Raw genomic sequence first — 15,566 nt, 5'->3', positions numbered from 1 at the left:
CGTTCGTCAGAAACGGCGCAAGCCCAAGCGTCACGCGGGGTAGCGGGGTGTGAAAAAAATTATTGCGAATCGCCTGCAGAAATTTCCGCGGGATAGGTCGCACGCCACAGCTCAAAGCCGCCGTCCAGGCTATAAACGTCGGAGAAGCCCTGGCTGATCAGATAGGCTGCGGCGCTTTGGCTGGAATTACCGTGGTAGCACGCCACGATCACTGGCGCGTCGAGGTCGGCAGCGCGGATGAAGTCGGCGATATTGACGTTGTCCAGATGCTGGGCGCCGGCAATGTGGCCCGCAGCGTAAGTCGGCTGGTCACGGATATCGACGACCACGGCGCCTTGCTCGCGCAGGGCCTGGGCGTGTTCGGGAGGGATACGTTTGAATTCGCTCATGGCGGGCTCCTAGGGCTTGGCGGCGGCCGTCTGTGTAGTGGATGCAGGGGATTCACACTGGCAACTGATGCGCTCGCCAGTGTCGATGTTCATCAGGGTCATGGCGCCGCCCCACACGCAGCCGGTGTCGAGGGCGAACACGCCGGGTTCGTCGCATTTGCCTTCAAGGGCGGCCCAGTGGCCGAAGATGATCTGCGTGTCGCGGGCTTTGCGTTCCGTGTGCGCAAACCAGGGCTTATAGCCGGGCAGGGCAGTGTCGGCGCCTTCCTTGCTCTTGAGGTCCAGCTTGCCCTCCGCCGTGCAGAAGCGCATGCGCGTGAAGTAGTTGGTGATCACTCTCAGGCGGGCGACGCCGGTGAGGTCGTTGTCCCACTTCACCGGCTCGTTGCCATACATGCCGTCGAGGAAGGCGGTGTACTGGTTGTCATCGGCCAGGGCGCTTTCGACTTCGGCGGCGCACTTGAGGGCTTTCTTCAAGGTCCATTGCGGTGGGATGCCGGCATGGACCAGGGCGATGTTGCGAGCCTCGTCGTAGTGCATGAGCTTTTGCCGGCGCAACCATTCCAGCAGTTCGGCCCGGTCCGGTGCTTCGAGGATTTCGCGCAGGGTGTCGCCTTTTTTCAGGCGCTCGATGTTATGGCCGGCCGCGAGCAGGTGCAGGTCATGGTTGCCCAGCACGCAGACCAGCGAGTCGCGCAGGTTATAGAGGTAGCGCAGGGTTTCCAGCGACTGCGGGCCACGGTTGACCAGATCGCCGACCAGCCACAGGCGATCGTTCGCGGGATCAAAGGCGACCTGCTCCAGCAGGCACTTGAGGGGCTCCAGGCACCCTTGCAGGTCACCGACCGCGTACGTCGCCATCAGTGCAGGGCTCCGGGCACCGCGAGGCGGAAGGGCTTGATCGTGGCGTCGAACACGTGGCCATCGGTGGCTTTCATCTGATACGAGCCCTGCATGGTGCCGACCTTGGAGGTCATCACCGTTCCGCTGCTGTAGGTGTGGCTGGCGCCGATGTCGATCAAGGGTTGCTGGCCGACAACGCCCGCACCGCGGACTTCTTCAACTTGACCATCGCCGTCGGTGATCACCCAGTGGCGCGACAGCAACTTGGCCGGCACCAGCCCGTTGTTTTTCACCGTGATGGTGTAGGCAAAGGCAAAGCGGTTGAGTTCAGGTTGCGATTGGTCCGCCAGGAAGCGGGTGACGACGCTGACGTCGATCTGGTAGCGAGGATCGGACATGCAAGAGGCCTTAAAAGCAAAAGCGGAGGACAGCAGATGCGGATCAGTCTAGGCCAAGAGGTGGGCACTAGGCCAGACATGCTGTCGGGTATGACAGGGGTTCAAGTGTGGGAGGGGGCTTGCCCCCGATAGCGGTGGTTCAGTTAAACCTTCCTGCACTGACACAACCTCATCGGGGGCAAGCCCCCTCCCACATTTGTCCTTACACCTGCTCTGCTGCTGGCGCAGGCTGGATAGCCAACTGGTCGGCCAGGCGCACGAAGGCGGCCAGGTCCAGTTGCTCGGGGCGCAAGCTTCCGTCTACGCCGGCGGCTTCGATCTCGGCGTTGCTCAACAGCGCCTTGAGCGTGTTGCGCAGGGTCTTGCGGCGTTGGTTGAACGCTTCGCGCACCACGCGCTCGAGCAGTTTGTGGTCCTTGGCCGGGTGCGGCAGTACGGCATGCGGCACCAGGCGCACGATGGCCGAGTCAACCTTCGGCGGAGGGTTGAACGCGCCCGGGCCGACGTTGAACAGGTGTTCGACGCGGCAGTGGTACTGAACCATGATCGACAGACGGCCCCAATCACCGCCACCCGGGCCTGCGGCGAGGCGCTCCACCACTTCTTTTTGCAGCATGAAGTGCATGTCGCGGATGATCCCTGCGTTGTTCAGCAGATGGAAAATCAACGGTGTGGAGATGTTGTACGGCAGGTTGCCGACAACGCGCAGGCTGTTGGGCGCAGCGTTGAGGCTGTTGAAGTCGAACTTCAGCGCATCGCCCTGATGCAGGTTGAAGTTGGGCTTGTCGGCAAACTGCTGGTTGAGGATCGGGATCAGGTCCTTGTCCAGTTCCACCACATCCAGTTGACCGCCACTGGCCAGCAGGCCCTGGGTCAATGCGCCCTGGCCCGGGCCGATTTCCAGCAAGCGGTCGTCGGGCTTGGCGTGGATGGAGCGCAGGATGCGGTCGATCACGCCAGCGTCGTGCAGGAAGTTTTGCCCGAAGCGCTTGCGCGCCCGGTGTTGGTAATGCTCGGTCATATACGGGTCTCGGCCATCTGATAGGCGGTTTCCAGGGCCACGTGCAGGCTGCCGGTATCAATCTTGCCGCTGCCCGCCAGGTCCAGGGCAGTGCCATGGTCGACGGAGGTACGGATGATCGGCAGGCCCAGTGTCACGTTGACTGCGGCGCCGAAGCCTTTGTATTTCAGCACGGGCAGCCCTTGGTCATGGTACATCGCCAGCACTGCGTCGCAGTGCTCCAGATATTTGGGGGTAAACAGAGTGTCAGCAGGCAACGGGCCGCGCAGGTCCATGCCTTCCTGGCGCAGACGCTCTAATGTCGGTTCAATGATGTCGATTTCTTCATGGCCCAAATGGCCGCCTTCACCGGCGTGGGGGTTGAGCCCACAGACCAGGATGCGCGGTTGGGCAATGCCGAATTTATGTTGCAGGTCGGCGTGCAGGATGCGCGTGACGCGTTCTATGCGCTCGGCGGTGATAGCGTCGGCGATATCGCGCAGCGGCAGATGGGTGGTGACCAGCGCGACGCGAAGGCCACGGGTGGCCAGCATCATCACGACTTGTTCGGTATGGGTGAGTTCGGCCAGGAATTCGGTATGGCCGGAGAAGGCGATACCGGATTCGTTGATCACGCCTTTATGGACCGGCGCGGTGATCATGCCGGCGAAATCGCCGTCGATGCAGCCTTGGCCGGCGCGGGTCAGGGTTTCCAGCACAAAGGCTGCATTGGCCTTGTCCAGTTGCCCGGCAACGACCTTGGCGTGCAGGGGGGTGTCCCACACATACAGGCTGCCTGCCGGCGCCGGCAGGTCGGGCCAGTTGCCCGGCGCAACATCCAGCAGGTTGACAGCCACGCCCAGCTGCGCGGCCCGCTCAAGGAGCAGGTCGCGGCTGGTAATGGCAATCAGGGGGTGTGGCTGGGCTTGCGAGGCGAGCAGCAGGCACAGGTCTGGACCAATGCCGGCCGGCTCGCCGGGTGTTACCGCGAAACGCTGGGGTTTCACTGGGCTGCCTGGTCCGTGCCTGTTTGCTCGGCGGCCGGCAGCTTGTTTTCTACGTAGGCTTCGTCACGGATTTGACGCAACCAGGTTTGCAGCTCTTCGTCGTACTTGCGGTTGCGCAGTACGGTCAGGGCTTGTTGCTCACGGGCCTGGTTGGTGTTGTCGGTGGCGCGACGGCCAAGGACTTCCAGCACATGCCAACCGTATTGAGTCTTGAACGGCTTGGACAGCACGCCTTGCGGCGTATCGGCCATGACCTGCTGGAACTCGGGCACCAGGGCTTTCGGGTCGATCCAGTTCAGGTCGCCGCCGTTGAGGGCCGAGCCTGGGTCTTCCGAAAAGCTCTTGGCCAGGGTGGCGAAGTCTTCACCGCTTTCGATGCGGTCATAGATCTTCTGCGCCAGTTCCTTGGTTTGTGCCTCGGTGCGGATTTCGCTTGGCTTGACCAGGATGTGACGAACGTGAACTTCGTCTTTCAGCGAGGTCTCGCCGCCGCGCTTGCCGAGCAGCTTGAGGATGATAAAACCGCCCGGGGTACGCGCCGGTTGGGTGATGTCACCCACGCTCATCGCACTCAGCTCACGGTCGAACGGCGGTGGCAGTTGCGCGGCTTTACGCCAGCCCATGTCACCACCGTCGAGCGCGTTGTCGCTGCCGGACTGGGCAATTGCCATCTGTGCGAAATCAGCGCCTGCCTTGAGGCGATCATAGATCGCCTGGGTCTTGGCCGCGGCGGCGTTGAGCTGCTCGGCGTTGGCGCTGTCCGGTGTCGGGATCAGGATATTGGCCAGGTGCAGCTCTTCGGAGAGTTGCATCTTGCCCAGGTCCGAAGCCAGGAAGTTCTTCACTTCCTGCTCCGACACCTGCACGCGCTCCGCTACGCGACGCTGGCGCACACGGCTGATGATCATTTCACGCTTGATCTGGTCACGTGCGTCCTCATAGGACAGGCCGTCGTGCGCCAGGGCCGCGCGGAACTGATCGATGCTCATGTTGTTGCGTTGAGCGATGGTGCCGACGGCCTGGTTCAGTTCTTCGTCCGAAATACGGATGCCGGAACGCTCGCCGATCTGCAGTTGCAGGTTTTCGACGATCAGGCGCTCCAGCACCTGGGGTTCCAGGACGCTGGTCGGCGGCACGCCACCGCCACGCTTGGCGATGGTCTGCTGAACTTCCTTGACCCGCTGGTCCAGCTGGCTCTGCATGATCACGTCGTTATCGACGATGGCTGCGACTTTATCCAGCTGTTGCACCGCGGCATGCGCCGAGGCGGCACCCAGGAACAGCGCGCCCAGCACTAGCGGGCGCAAACACTCAGAAAGCTTTGTCTTCACGTTCACGATAACCTTCAATGCCTTTGTCGAGGAAGCTCTCTACCTTGGCGCCGGTCAGGCCGCCGAGTCCTTTGAGGACGATCTGGAAGAAGAGCCCGTGGTCACCCTTTTCGTTCTGTGGGGCGATCTGGCTGTATTCGTCGTTGGAAACCCAGTAACGGTTGATGACGCGCAGTTTCCAGCAGCAGTTGTCGTACTCGAAACCACCGAAGGCTTCCAGGGTACGGTTGCGGGCGTAGTCATACTGCCAGCGGGTGATCAGGTTCCACTGTGGAACGATTGGCCACATCATCGAGAAGTCGTGCTGCTGGATTTTGTAGTAATCCTTCACGTAGTTCGGATCACCTACCTGGCCGAAGTCGCCGCCAAACTGCCATTTGCCGGTCAGCTGGTTGTAGACGATCTGATCATTGCGATAGCGATAGCCGAGGTTGACGACCTTGTTCGGGTTGTCTTCCGGCTGATAGTGGAACATCGCGCTGCCGGAACGTGGGGCATGGCTTTCTGTATCCCAGTTGTAGTCGGCGGTAGCACGCCAATCGCGGTTGAAGCGGAGCTCATATTCCAGGGCGATAGGCGATACATCGGTACGCGCGTCGTCGCGATCGGTGGCCAGCACGCCTGGCAGTTGAACTTCGCGGTCCTTGAAGTACAGCGCCTGGCCTACGGCAACACGTTGGCGTTCGAAGCCGTTGTCTTCGATCCAGCGGCTGGTGACACCCAGGGACAGTTTATTCTCGTCGCCGATCCGGTCGGAGCCACTGAAGCGGTTGTCACGGAACAGCGAGGAATAGCTGAACGAATATTCACTGGTATCGAAGACCGGAATATCGCTCTGGTCCTTGTTCGGTACGTAGAGGTAGTAGGCCCGTGGTTCAAGGGTCTGGTTGAAGTCTTTACCGAACAAATTGGTTTTGCGATCGAAGTACAGCCCACTGTCTATGCTGGCGATAGGTATCGCGCGGTCCTGGGAGCTGTTGAACACCCCGCCAGCGTAAGGCGCTGCTCCAGGCTGAGCAGCGGCCCGCTGCGCGGCGATGATGTCATTCTTACCTGTGCTATCCAAATCAAGATCATATTTGGTGTAGGCGTACTTCAACTTAGGCGTCACAAAACCGTAGGACCAGTTCATCGGATAAGAGACCGATGGCGCAACGTTCAGACGAGTACCGTTTGCACGGGTTAAGCCTGTTACGTTTTTATCCAGGCGCGCCTCACCGACGGGAACTCCATTTGCATCGAACGGCCCACCATCTTTATCAAAAACATTATCGCTTCTGAGATCTCGATCAAACCTTACTGCTTCGGTCTCATAAGAGAAGTGCAGCCCAGCCGGTTGGAACGGCAGAGTACCGTTGAATGTGATCTGCGGTAGTCGATCATACGGCGTGATCTGCGAAATCGTCGCCAGCTGCAGCGCCTGAAGGTTTAGACGAGCCTGATAGCTGTCTCCACGGTAGGTCACGGAACCTTGCTGGTTCAGGAAATCCCGGCTTTGAACGCCTTCCTGATATGACTTCAAGTCCTGGAAGTAGAACGGATCACTGATCTTGGTGTAGTCGACCTGTGTCGCCAGACGCGAATCCAACCCACCCCTATGCTGCCAGTTGAGCATGTAGCGGGTTTTTTCAGAATCGGTCTGTTTGTCCCGTTCGTTGCTGTCATCATTCAGGTACGCCCCGCCGAACTGGCCTTCGCTGGATTTGGTGAGGTAGCGGAATTCGCCTTCCATCAACAAGCCGCGCTTGGTCATGTATTGCGGGTACAACGTGGCGTCGTAGTTCGGTGCCAGGTTGAAGTAGTACGGCGTCACGAGGGTAAAGCCAGTCTCGCTGCCGGTGCTGAAGCTCGGCGGCAGGAAGCCGGACTGACGACGGTCGTCAATCGGGAAATAGATGTAAGGGGTGTACAGGATCGGGATGTTCTTGACCCGCAACGTCGCGTTGGTCGCGGTACCGAAACCGGTCGCCGGGTTCAACGTGATGTTGTTGCCCTTGAGCTGCCAGGCGTTGCTGTCCGGCTCGCAGGTGGTGTACGTACCGTCCTTGAGACGGATGATCGCGTTCTCGGCACGCTTGGCGTACAGCGCGTTCCCGCGGATACGCGACTTGTGCATCACGTACTCGGCGTTGTCGATCTGGGCGGCGCCGGTGTCGAGCTGGACCTGGGCACGGTCGCCCACGATCAGCGCGCCGTTGTCGCGCAGACGCACGTTGCCGTTCAGCTCGCCACGGTTCTCGGCCTGGTACAGGCTGGCTTCGTCGGACTCCAGCTGCATGCTGCCCTGGCGCATGACGACGTCACCGGCCAGTGTGGCGACCTGCTGTTCCTGCTCGTAACGAGAAGCCTTGGCACCGATGAAGGTCGGCGCATCGCTCTTGTTCGTCTTGTCATTCATGCCAGGACGCGTCGGCTCGATGTAGGCACCGCCGCAGTAAGGGCCGGTTTCGGCCAGCTGTGCTGCGGTCAGTTTCTCGCGAGGCACCCAGTCCAGGTGGCTGTAGTCTTTGCTGCGCGAACGCAGCCCAAGGCCCTTGGCTTCGGTGACCAGCATGGTCTTGGGCTCGGCGTCGACGCTGCCGCCAGCCTCGCCCTGCGGCGTGCTGTTGGCCGAGCTGACGGCAGAACCGTCATGCACCGGGCGCGGTGGCAATGGGGCGGCGGCCGTCTTCGGCGCGCAATCCCAGGCACCCGAAGCAGAGACTGAGCAGTCATACTGTTCCGCGGCGACCACGAATGAGGTGGCGAAAGGTTGCAAGGCCAGCAGACTGCCGGTTACCAGCAACGGAAATTTTCTACGAAACGCGGGGGATTTCAATGCCATCTTATTAGTCCGGGCTTCCTGCGTGCCATCTGCCCGCGGTTTGGGCCGCACGCCTCTCGATGGTCTGAAAAAGATGCGTGATAATAAAGCATGCCCCGCTTGACGGCTAGCGCCGTCGGAGACCCTTGTAATGCCCGAGCACGATCTACGTTTACAACAGCTGGAAGTCTGGCTGGATGAGCAGTTGCCGATTCTCTTCAACGCTCAGGACTGGGGCCCCGTACCCCCGGCCACATTGACCGCGGCCAGCAGCGACGCGAGTTTCAGGCGTTACTTCCGGTGGGAGGGTGGGGCGCATACATTCGTCGTAATGGACGCGCCACCGCCCCAGGAAAACTGCAAACCTTTCGTCGATATCGCGCATTTGCTCGCGAAATCGGGAATTAATGTGCCGAAAATTTATGCAGAAGATCTGCCCCGTGGCTTTCTTTTGCTCAATGACCTGGGCCGAAACACCTACTTGGACGTGATTGACGAGCAAAACGCCGATCAATTGTTCGCCGATGCCATCGATGCCTTGCTGGCGTTCCAGCAGTTGCCGATGGACGCGCCGTTGCCCAGTTATGACGTCGCCTTGTTGCGTCGCGAGCTTGAGTTATTTCCCGAGTGGTACATACGCCGTCACCTGGGTATCGAGCTTGATACCCGGCAGCAGGCCCTCTGGCAGCGCGTCAGCGACCGGTTGATCGACAGCGCCCTGGCCCAGCCCAAAGTGCTGGTGCACCGCGACTATATGCCGCGCAACCTGATGATCAGCGAGCCCAGCCCGGGCGTGCTGGATTTCCAGGACGCGGTCTACGGCCCGGTGACCTATGACATTACCTGCCTGTTCAAGGACGCCTTCCTCAGTTGGCCCCAGGCCCGCGTGCGAACGTGGCAGCGCGGTTACTGGGAGCGCGCCGGGCAGTTGGGCATCCCTGTGCAGGATGATTTTGAAGACTTCCTGCGTGCCAGCGACCTGATGGGCGTGCAGCGTCACCTCAAGGTCATCGGTATCTTCGCGCGGATCTGTCACCGCGATGGCAAGCCACGTTACCTGGCGGACGTGCCGCGCTTCTTTGCCTATATAGAAGCGGTGCTGGCCGACCGACCGGAGTTGAGTGACCTGGGCGAGCTGCTCAGCAGCCTGCGCCAACCGGCCGAGGCCTGCGTATGAAGGCGATGATCCTGGCGGCCGGCAAGGGCGAGCGCATGCGCCCGCTGACGCTGCATACTCCCAAGCCGCTGGTGCAGGCGGGCGGCAAACGGCTGATCGAGTATCACCTTGAAGCGCTGGCCAGGGCCGGCTTTACCGAGATCGTGATCAACCATGCCTGGCTCGGTCAGCAGATCGAAGGCTACCTGGGTGACGGTGCCCAGTTCGGTGTGCGCATCCGTTATTCAGCCGAGGGCGAGCCCCTGGAAACCGGCGGCGGGATTTTCCAGGCGCTGCCGTTGCTGGGTGAAGAGCCGTTCCTGGTGGTCAACGGCGACATCTGGACCGATTACGACTTCAGCCAATTGAAGCGACCGCTCCAGGGCCTGGCCCATCTGGTGATGGTCGACAACCCGGCGCATCATCCGTCCGGCGGTGACTTCTACCTGGACGACGGCGTGCTTCATGATGCGGCGCCCGGTGCCGATAACCTGACCTTCAGTGGCATTTCCGTGCTCGACCCCCGATTGTTCACGGGTTGCAGTGCGGGTGCCTTCAAGCTGGCGCCGCTGTTGCGCGCGGCGATGGCCAAGGGTCAGGTAACGGGTGAACACATGAAGGGACGCTGGGTGGATGTCGGAACGCTTGAGCGCCTGGCGCAAGTCGAAACCTTGCTGACAGCGGGACGCTAGGATGTTGTGGCCAGGGACGCTGATCGGCGCCGGGGCTGGCTTTGCGATTGCCAGTATTCCGGGGGCTTTGTTGGGTGCATTGCTGGGGCAGGCGCTGGATCGGCGTCTGCAATTGCACAGTTGGGCGCAGCTGCGCGAACGCCTGGGCGGGCGCCCCGCGTTGCGCAACGACGAATTGTTGTTCGTGCTGCTGGGGCGCCTGGCCAAAAGCAATGGCCGCATTGTGGACGGCCATATCCAGCAGGCGCGCCAGGAAATGCGAGCGCTGGACATGACCGAGCCGGCCCAGCGCCGAGCCATCATGGCCTTTAATCGCGGCAAGTCCGGCACCGACCGGGTGCGCCGTTATCTGCGCGTGCTCAAGTCGCAACCCCATGCCGCCGAGGGCGTTCTACGTGCCTGCTGGCGTATGGCGTGGGCGGACGGCAGGGCGGATGAGGCCGAGCGTGACCTGATCGAGTTGTGGGGTAAATGGCTGGGCTGGACGCCGCAACAAATCCGCGCGTTGGCCTCCGATTACGCGCCGGCGCGCAAGCCGTTGGTCAATCGTGCCGGGGCTTATCAGGAGGCGTTGCGCATTCTTGGGGTGACGGCGACCGCTGAGCCTTCGGCGATCAAGCGCGCCTATCGCCGCCTGCTCAGCCGCCACCATCCGGACAAGATCGCCGGCAGCGGCGCCAGCCCCGCGCAAGTGCGCGAGGCGACCGAGCGTACCCGCGAGTTGCATAACGCCTATGCGTTGATTCGCGAGCGGCGGGACTTTCGCTGAGAGCGCCGATCAAATGTGGGAGGGGGCTTGCCCCCGATGGCGGAGTGTCAGTCAGCACATGGGCAGCTGACACACCGCTATCGGGGGCAAGCCCCCTCCCACATTGGTTATTCAACACTTTCGAAAAATGTGTTCAATCGGCCTGCGGGCTCAACCAGCCGCGCACTCGCCGATATAGCTGCTCCTGCTCGGCGGCATCGTTGCCGGGCAGGGCGTGGAGTTGCACCTGTTTGTAGCCGTCATTCTTGCCGCGTTTGGCCGCCTGGATACGGGCCAGTGCGTTTTTGCCGTCCTGGGCGCCGTCCTGGTAGAACACATCCGCCGTAGGGACTTTCAGCGCCGGCGCCAGTTGTTGCAGGTCCGGTTGACGCGCGGCGGGTGTCTTGCCGGCCACCATCACCAGTTTCTGCACCTGGGTAGGTTGTTTCTCGCTCAGATAGCGCGCAGCCCACCATGCGCCGGTGCCATGGCCGAGCAGGGCCACACTGCGGGCGCCCTGGGTCTGGGCGAAGGCGACGGCTGCATCGATGCGGTCGAAGATACGTTTGGCGTCGGTCTTGTCCTGTTCATCGGCGCCCGGTACCACCGCCGGGTCGGTGCCTTCGGCTTCCGCGCTGGCGGCCTGTTCAACCGGTTTGGCGACCGTGCTGCCGTCCTTGCTGCTGGTATCGACCGCCGCTTGGGGCGGTTCGATGACCCGTGGCGGCAGGGTATCCAGGTTGACGTCCGGCAGTGACAGGCTGAGGGTGCCCCAGGCCGCATCCGGCAGTTTGCGACGCAACGGGCCGATTGCTTGCGGCCAGTCGGCATTTTCGCCGGCGCCTGGCACGATGATCACCACGCCTTGGGGGGCGGCACCGTTGGCGGGCTTCCACAGGGCCAGGAACGAATCGCTGCCGGCCTGCAATTGTTGTTGTTCCTGTTGCGCAACCTGGCGTTCGAGGGCGCGGGCTTCTGCCTCGCTGCGCTCGGGCAAGGGCTGGCGTTCGGCGGGTTTTTCCGCGACGGGTGCTGGCGCGTCGGCGGCTTGAACAGAAAAGGCGCTGGTAAATAGCAGCGACAGGCACAATGCTGGCAGTGCCGAACGGTTTCGAGGTGGCATCGTTAAATCCCGGCCGGAAATGATTCCAGCAGCCTAATGGGTTGATCGGTATTTGTCAGTGATGTGAGACGTGGATCATGGGTTTTCGCTTGCTGCTGGTTATCGGCTGTCTATGTGTTGCCTTGATGGGCAACGCCGCGCCTGGCCCCGTCGCGCCCCAGGCGCAACTGAATGCGCAGCAGCGTGCGTGGCTGGCGCAGCACCCCCAACTGCGGGTGGGCCTGGTGTTGCAGGCGCCTTACGCGCAATACGACCGACGGCTGCAGCGGTTGTCCGGGGCCAATGTCGAGTTGATGCAATGGCTGGCTATGGCCCTGGGCATCGAGCTGACCTGGCGCAACTTTCCCGATCAGCAGCAGTTGGAAGCCGCCGTGCGCGATGGCGAGGTGGATATCGCTCCCGGCCTGCAGCAAACCCCGGCCGGCTTGCGCCTGTGGTTGTTCAGCGACCCTTATATGCGCGTGCCCCAGCATATCGTCGGTATCCGCGAAGGCGGCGGCGCGGTGGAACTGGAAAAACTCGACACCCAATCGCGCATCGCGGTGCGCATGCCCAGCACGGTGGCCGACTACCTGCGCAGCACCTATCCCAACCTCAACCTGCAAGGGGTGCCCATGGAGCGCCAGGCCCTGCAGTTATTGGTGAGCCGGCAGGCCCGCTATGCGGTGGTGGATGAGGCGCAACTGGGCCGCTTGTCCGGCGAGGCGGAGTTTGCCGGGCTGGCGGTGGTCGGCGATATCGGCTTGCCGCAGTTGCTGCGGGTGGCCACGCGGCGCGAGTGGCCGGAACTGGCGAGCATCATGCAAAGCGCGTTACGGGCGATACCCGCCCGCGACCTTGACCAATTGCACAGCCGCTGGCTGCAACCCCAGTACCCGCGTCCATCGGACGCCATGGGCTTGTGGAAAAACCTCAGCGTGCTGTTGGGGTTGTTACTGCTCGCCAGCCTCGCGGCGCTGCTCTGGCAGCGCCGCCAGCAGCGCAGCCTGGAGCACGCCCTGTTGGCAGCGCGGGAGGAAAGCGCCGCGCGTGCCGCCGGTGCCGAAGCCTTGCAGTTGACGCAGTTTTCCATCGATCAGAGTACGGTCGGCATCCTGTGGGTCAATTGGGACAGTCACGTGCGTTACGCCAATCGCGCCGCCGAAACCATGCTCGGCTATGGCGATGGGGCATTGATCGAGCGACCGCTGGTCGATTTCGACCCGACGCTGACCATGGACCGCTGGCTCAACCTATGGAAGCGTGCGCGTGCCAGCGAGGAGGGCGCGCAGACCTTCGCCACCGATTGCCTGCGCGCCGACGGCAGCCTCCTGCCGGCGGACGTGTCGTTGAGTTTTCTGCGCTTTGCCGACGGCGAGTACCTGGTGGTTTACCTGACTGACGTCACCGAACGCCGCCGTTATGTGGTCGCCCTGCTGCAAAGCGAGGCACAGTTGCGCGAATTGTCAGCCCACCTGGAAACGGTACGCGAAGAAGAAAAGGCGCGTATCGCCCGCGAAGTCCACGACGAACTCGGGCAGATGCTCACCGTGCTCAAACTGGAAACTTCAATGTGTGAATTGGCCTATGCGCAACTCGACCCGGGCCTGAACGAGCGCTTGAACAGCATGAAGCGCCTGATCGCCCAGCTCTTTCAATTGGTTCGTGATGTCGCCACCGCGCTGCGCCCGCCGATTCTCGATGCCGGCATTGCCTCGGCCATCGAATGGCAGGCGCGACGCTTCGAAGCGCGCACGCAGATTCCCTGCCTGGTACGCGTCCCGGAAAACCCGCCGCTGCTGAGCGACGCCAAGGCCATCGGCCTGTTCCGCATCCTGCAGGAGGCGCTGACCAATGTGATGCGCCACGCCCAGGCGCATACTGTGGAACTGACGCTGGACATACACGGCCCTGATCTGCGGCTGACCATCAGCGATGACGGCATCGGCTTCGTGCAGGCTCAAGGGCGACCGGTCTCGTTCGGGCTGGTGGGCATGCGCGAGCGGGTGCTGATCATGGGCGGGCAACTGAGCCTGGTCAGCGAGTTGGGGGAGGGCACCACCTTGAGCGTCACGGTGCCGTTGGATGCATAACGATAAGAGGAAAGCCCTGTGATCCGCGTACTGGTAGCCGAAGACCACACGATTGTCCGGGAAGGCATCAAGCAATTGATCGGCCTGGCCAAGGACCTGCTGGTAGTAGGCGAGGCAAGCAATGGCGAGCAATTGCTGGAGACCCTGCGCCATGTGCCGTGCGAAGTGGTGTTGCTGGATATCTCCATGCCCGGCGTGAATGGCCTGGAGGCCATCGCGCGTATTCGGGCGTTGAGCAACCCGCCGGCGATCCTGGTGCTGTCCATGCACGATGAAGCGCAAATGGCCGCCCGCGCCCTGAAGGTGGGCGCGGCCGGTTATGCCACCAAGGACAGCGACCCGGCATTGCTGCTGATGGCGATTCGCAAGGTCGCGGCGGGCGGGCGCTATATCGACCCGGACCTGGCAGACCGCATGGTCTTCGAAGTCGGCCTGACGGATTCACGGCCGCTGCATTCGCTGCTGTCGGAGCGCGAATTCTCGGTGTTCGAACGTCTGGCACAAGGCGCCAACGTCAACGACATCGCCGTGCAGTTGGCCCTGAGCAGCAAAACCATCAGCACCCACAAGGCGCGCTTGATGCAAAAGCTCAATATCACCTCCTTGGCCGAGTTGGTGAAATACGCCATGGAACACAAGCTGCTGTAGCGGCGTATCCGTCAGCGACACCTCAAAAACGCCGCCGAGCCTGTTCTTGCCGCTTGCAGCTCGCCTGTTGCAGCTGCACTGTCCCATGCCCGCCATCCGTGTAGGGCGATCCCTACCCCGAACCTTCCATCCGGCTGATGCGATTCTCTCCTGACCCCTGATTTCCGGGGCCTCGCGCCTGGACTACGCTTGTGCCACAGCGGTCCAAAATACAAAGGTGCGGGTATGAGCGAGGCGGATACAAATGATGTGCTGGTCAGCTTTCGTGGCGTGCAGAAAAGCTACGATGGCGAAAACCTGATCGTCAAAGACCTCAACCTGGAGATTCGCAAGGGCGAGTTCCTCACCCTGCTCGGGCCGTCCGGCTCGGGCAAGACCACCAGCCTGATGATGCTGGCCGGCTTTGAAACACCCACCGCCGGCGAGATCCAGCTGGCCGGCCGCTCGATCAATAACGTGCCGCCGCACAAGCGCGACATCGGCATGGTGTTCCAGAACTATGCATTATTCCCGCACATGACCGTGGCCGAGAACCTGGCGTTTCCGCTGTCCGTGCGTGGCTTGAGCAAGACTGACATCAGCGAGCGGGTCAAGCGCGTGCTGAGCATGGTCCAGCTCGACGCCTTCGCGCAGCGCTACCCGGCGCAACTGTCCGGTGGCCAGCAACAGCGGGTGGCGTTGGCCCGCGCCTTGGTGTTCGAGCCGCAACTGGTGCTGATGGACGAACCCCTCGGCGCCCTCGACAAGCAACTGCGCGAACACATGCAGATGGAAATCAAGCACCTGCATCAGCGCCTCGGCGTGACCGTGGTGTATGTGACCCATGACCAGGGCGAAGCCTTGACCATGTCCGACCGTGTAGCGGTGTTCCACCAGGGCGAAATCCAGCAGATCGCCGCGCCGCGCAGCCTGTATGAAGAGCCGAAAAACACCTTTGTGGCCAACTTCATCGGCGAAAACAACCGCCTCAATGGCCGTCTGCACAGCCACACCGGCGAGCGTTGTGTGGTGGAGCTGGCGCGCGGCGAGAAGGTCGAGGCGCTGGCGGTGAACGTCGGGCAGGTCGGCGGCCCGGTGACCCTGTCGGTGCGGCCGGAGCGCGTCAGCCTCAATGGTGCCAGCGGCAGCTGCATCAACCGCTTCTCCGGGCGGGTAGCGGAGTTCATCTACCTGGGCGACCACGTGCGTGTGCGCCTGGAAGTCTGCGGCAAGACCGATTTTTTCGTGAAACAACCGATCGCCGAGCTGGACCCGGCCCTGACGGTCGGCGACGTGGTACCGATTGGCTGGCAAGTCGAGCACGTTCGCGCACTCGACCCACTTCTAGAGGCGAATTGATCGCCCCCTGGCTTCACC

Annotated in this window: 14 protein-coding genes; 6 read left to right on the top strand and 8 right to left on the bottom strand. The window is 62.1% G+C overall.

What is annotated here, in order from left to right:
- Window positions 1–59: 59 nt before the first annotated feature.
- The 7 genes from glpE to MRY17_RS23470 all read right to left on the bottom strand — a co-directional run bounded on the left by glpE (window position 60) and on the right by MRY17_RS23470 (window position 7,792).
- Window positions 60–389: a thiosulfate sulfurtransferase GlpE gene (glpE, locus tag MRY17_RS23500; protein ID WP_243352943.1), complete on the bottom strand. Its 330-nt coding sequence runs from the start codon at window positions 387–389 to the stop codon at window positions 60–62.
- Between the two features lie 9 nt (window positions 390–398).
- Window positions 399–1,250, bottom strand: coding sequence for a symmetrical bis(5'-nucleosyl)-tetraphosphatase (locus tag MRY17_RS23495; protein ID WP_243352942.1), 852 nt, complete (start codon window positions 1,248–1,250; stop codon window positions 399–401).
- Window positions 1,250–1,630: a Co2+/Mg2+ efflux protein ApaG gene (apaG, locus tag MRY17_RS23490; RefSeq protein WP_124360051.1), complete on the bottom strand. Its 381-nt coding sequence runs from the start codon at window positions 1,628–1,630 to the stop codon at window positions 1,250–1,252. Before apaG ends, MRY17_RS23495 begins: the two co-directional genes overlap by 1 nt.
- Before the next feature lie 202 nt (window positions 1,631–1,832).
- Window positions 1,833–2,651, bottom strand: a complete 819-nt coding sequence (gene rsmA, locus MRY17_RS23485; RefSeq protein ID WP_243352941.1) for a 16S rRNA (adenine(1518)-N(6)/adenine(1519)-N(6))-dimethyltransferase RsmA — start codon at window positions 2,649–2,651, stop codon at window positions 1,833–1,835.
- Window positions 2,648–3,637, bottom strand: a complete 990-nt coding sequence (gene pdxA / locus MRY17_RS23480; protein ID WP_181283008.1) for a 4-hydroxythreonine-4-phosphate dehydrogenase PdxA — start codon at window positions 3,635–3,637, stop codon at window positions 2,648–2,650. The genes rsmA and pdxA overlap by 4 nt, the downstream gene beginning before the upstream one ends.
- Window positions 3,634–4,968, bottom strand: a complete 1,335-nt coding sequence (locus MRY17_RS23475; RefSeq protein ID WP_191953102.1) for a peptidylprolyl isomerase — start codon at window positions 4,966–4,968, stop codon at window positions 3,634–3,636. The genes pdxA and MRY17_RS23475 overlap by 4 nt, the downstream gene beginning before the upstream one ends.
- The gene (locus tag MRY17_RS23470; RefSeq protein ID WP_243352940.1) at window positions 4,949–7,792 is read right to left on the bottom strand and encodes an LPS-assembly protein LptD; all 2,844 of its coding nucleotides are present in this window, start codon (window positions 7,790–7,792) and stop codon (window positions 4,949–4,951) included. Before MRY17_RS23470 ends, MRY17_RS23475 begins: the two co-directional genes overlap by 20 nt.
- 130 nt (window positions 7,793–7,922) lie before the next feature.
- Between MRY17_RS23470 and MRY17_RS23465 the strand changes: the two genes are divergently transcribed.
- The 3 genes from MRY17_RS23465 to MRY17_RS23455 are packed head-to-tail and all read left to right on the top strand — an operon-like array spanning window position 7,923 to window position 10,388.
- On the top strand, window positions 7,923–8,948 hold the full coding sequence (locus MRY17_RS23465; protein ID WP_243352939.1) for an aminoglycoside phosphotransferase family protein: 1,026 nt from the start codon (window positions 7,923–7,925) through the stop codon (window positions 8,946–8,948).
- Entirely contained in the window at window positions 8,945–9,619 is a 675-nt protein-coding gene (gene murU / locus MRY17_RS23460) for an N-acetylmuramate alpha-1-phosphate uridylyltransferase MurU (protein WP_243352938.1), read from the top strand. Before MRY17_RS23465 ends, murU begins: the two co-directional genes overlap by 4 nt.
- A gap of 1 nt (window position 9,620) precedes the next feature.
- Window positions 9,621–10,388: a TerB family tellurite resistance protein gene (locus MRY17_RS23455; protein WP_057723676.1), complete on the top strand. Its 768-nt coding sequence runs from the start codon at window positions 9,621–9,623 to the stop codon at window positions 10,386–10,388.
- Between the two features lie 133 nt (window positions 10,389–10,521).
- On the opposite strand, the gene MRY17_RS23450 is transcribed toward MRY17_RS23455, so the two are convergent.
- Entirely contained in the window at window positions 10,522–11,490 is a 969-nt protein-coding gene (locus MRY17_RS23450) for an alpha/beta hydrolase family protein (RefSeq protein ID WP_181283005.1), read from the bottom strand.
- Between the two features lie 77 nt (window positions 11,491–11,567).
- Between MRY17_RS23450 and MRY17_RS23445 the strand changes: the two genes are divergently transcribed.
- The 3 genes from MRY17_RS23445 to MRY17_RS23435 all read left to right on the top strand — a co-directional run bounded on the left by MRY17_RS23445 (window position 11,568) and on the right by MRY17_RS23435 (window position 15,548).
- Window positions 11,568–13,562 carry a sensor histidine kinase gene (locus tag MRY17_RS23445; protein ID WP_243352937.1) on the top strand — a complete coding sequence of 665 codons (1,995 nt, stop codon included), beginning with the start codon at window positions 11,568–11,570 and terminating at the stop codon, window positions 13,560–13,562.
- Window positions 13,563–13,580: 18 nt separating this feature from the next.
- Window positions 13,581–14,210, top strand: coding sequence for a response regulator (locus MRY17_RS23440; RefSeq protein WP_181283003.1), 630 nt, complete (start codon window positions 13,581–13,583; stop codon window positions 14,208–14,210).
- Window positions 14,211–14,435: 225 nt separating this feature from the next.
- Entirely contained in the window at window positions 14,436–15,548 is a 1,113-nt protein-coding gene (locus tag MRY17_RS23435; protein ID WP_124360042.1) for an ABC transporter ATP-binding protein, read from the top strand.
- Window positions 15,549–15,566 lie beyond the last annotated feature (18 nt).

Origin of the sequence: Pseudomonas orientalis (assembly GCF_022807995.1) — a bacterium.
Taxonomy (GTDB): Bacteria; Pseudomonadota; Gammaproteobacteria; order Pseudomonadales; family Pseudomonadaceae; genus Aquipseudomonas; species Aquipseudomonas orientalis_B.
The sequence above is the reverse complement of the archived record's forward strand: the minus strand, read 5'-3'. Positions and strand labels throughout refer to the sequence as shown.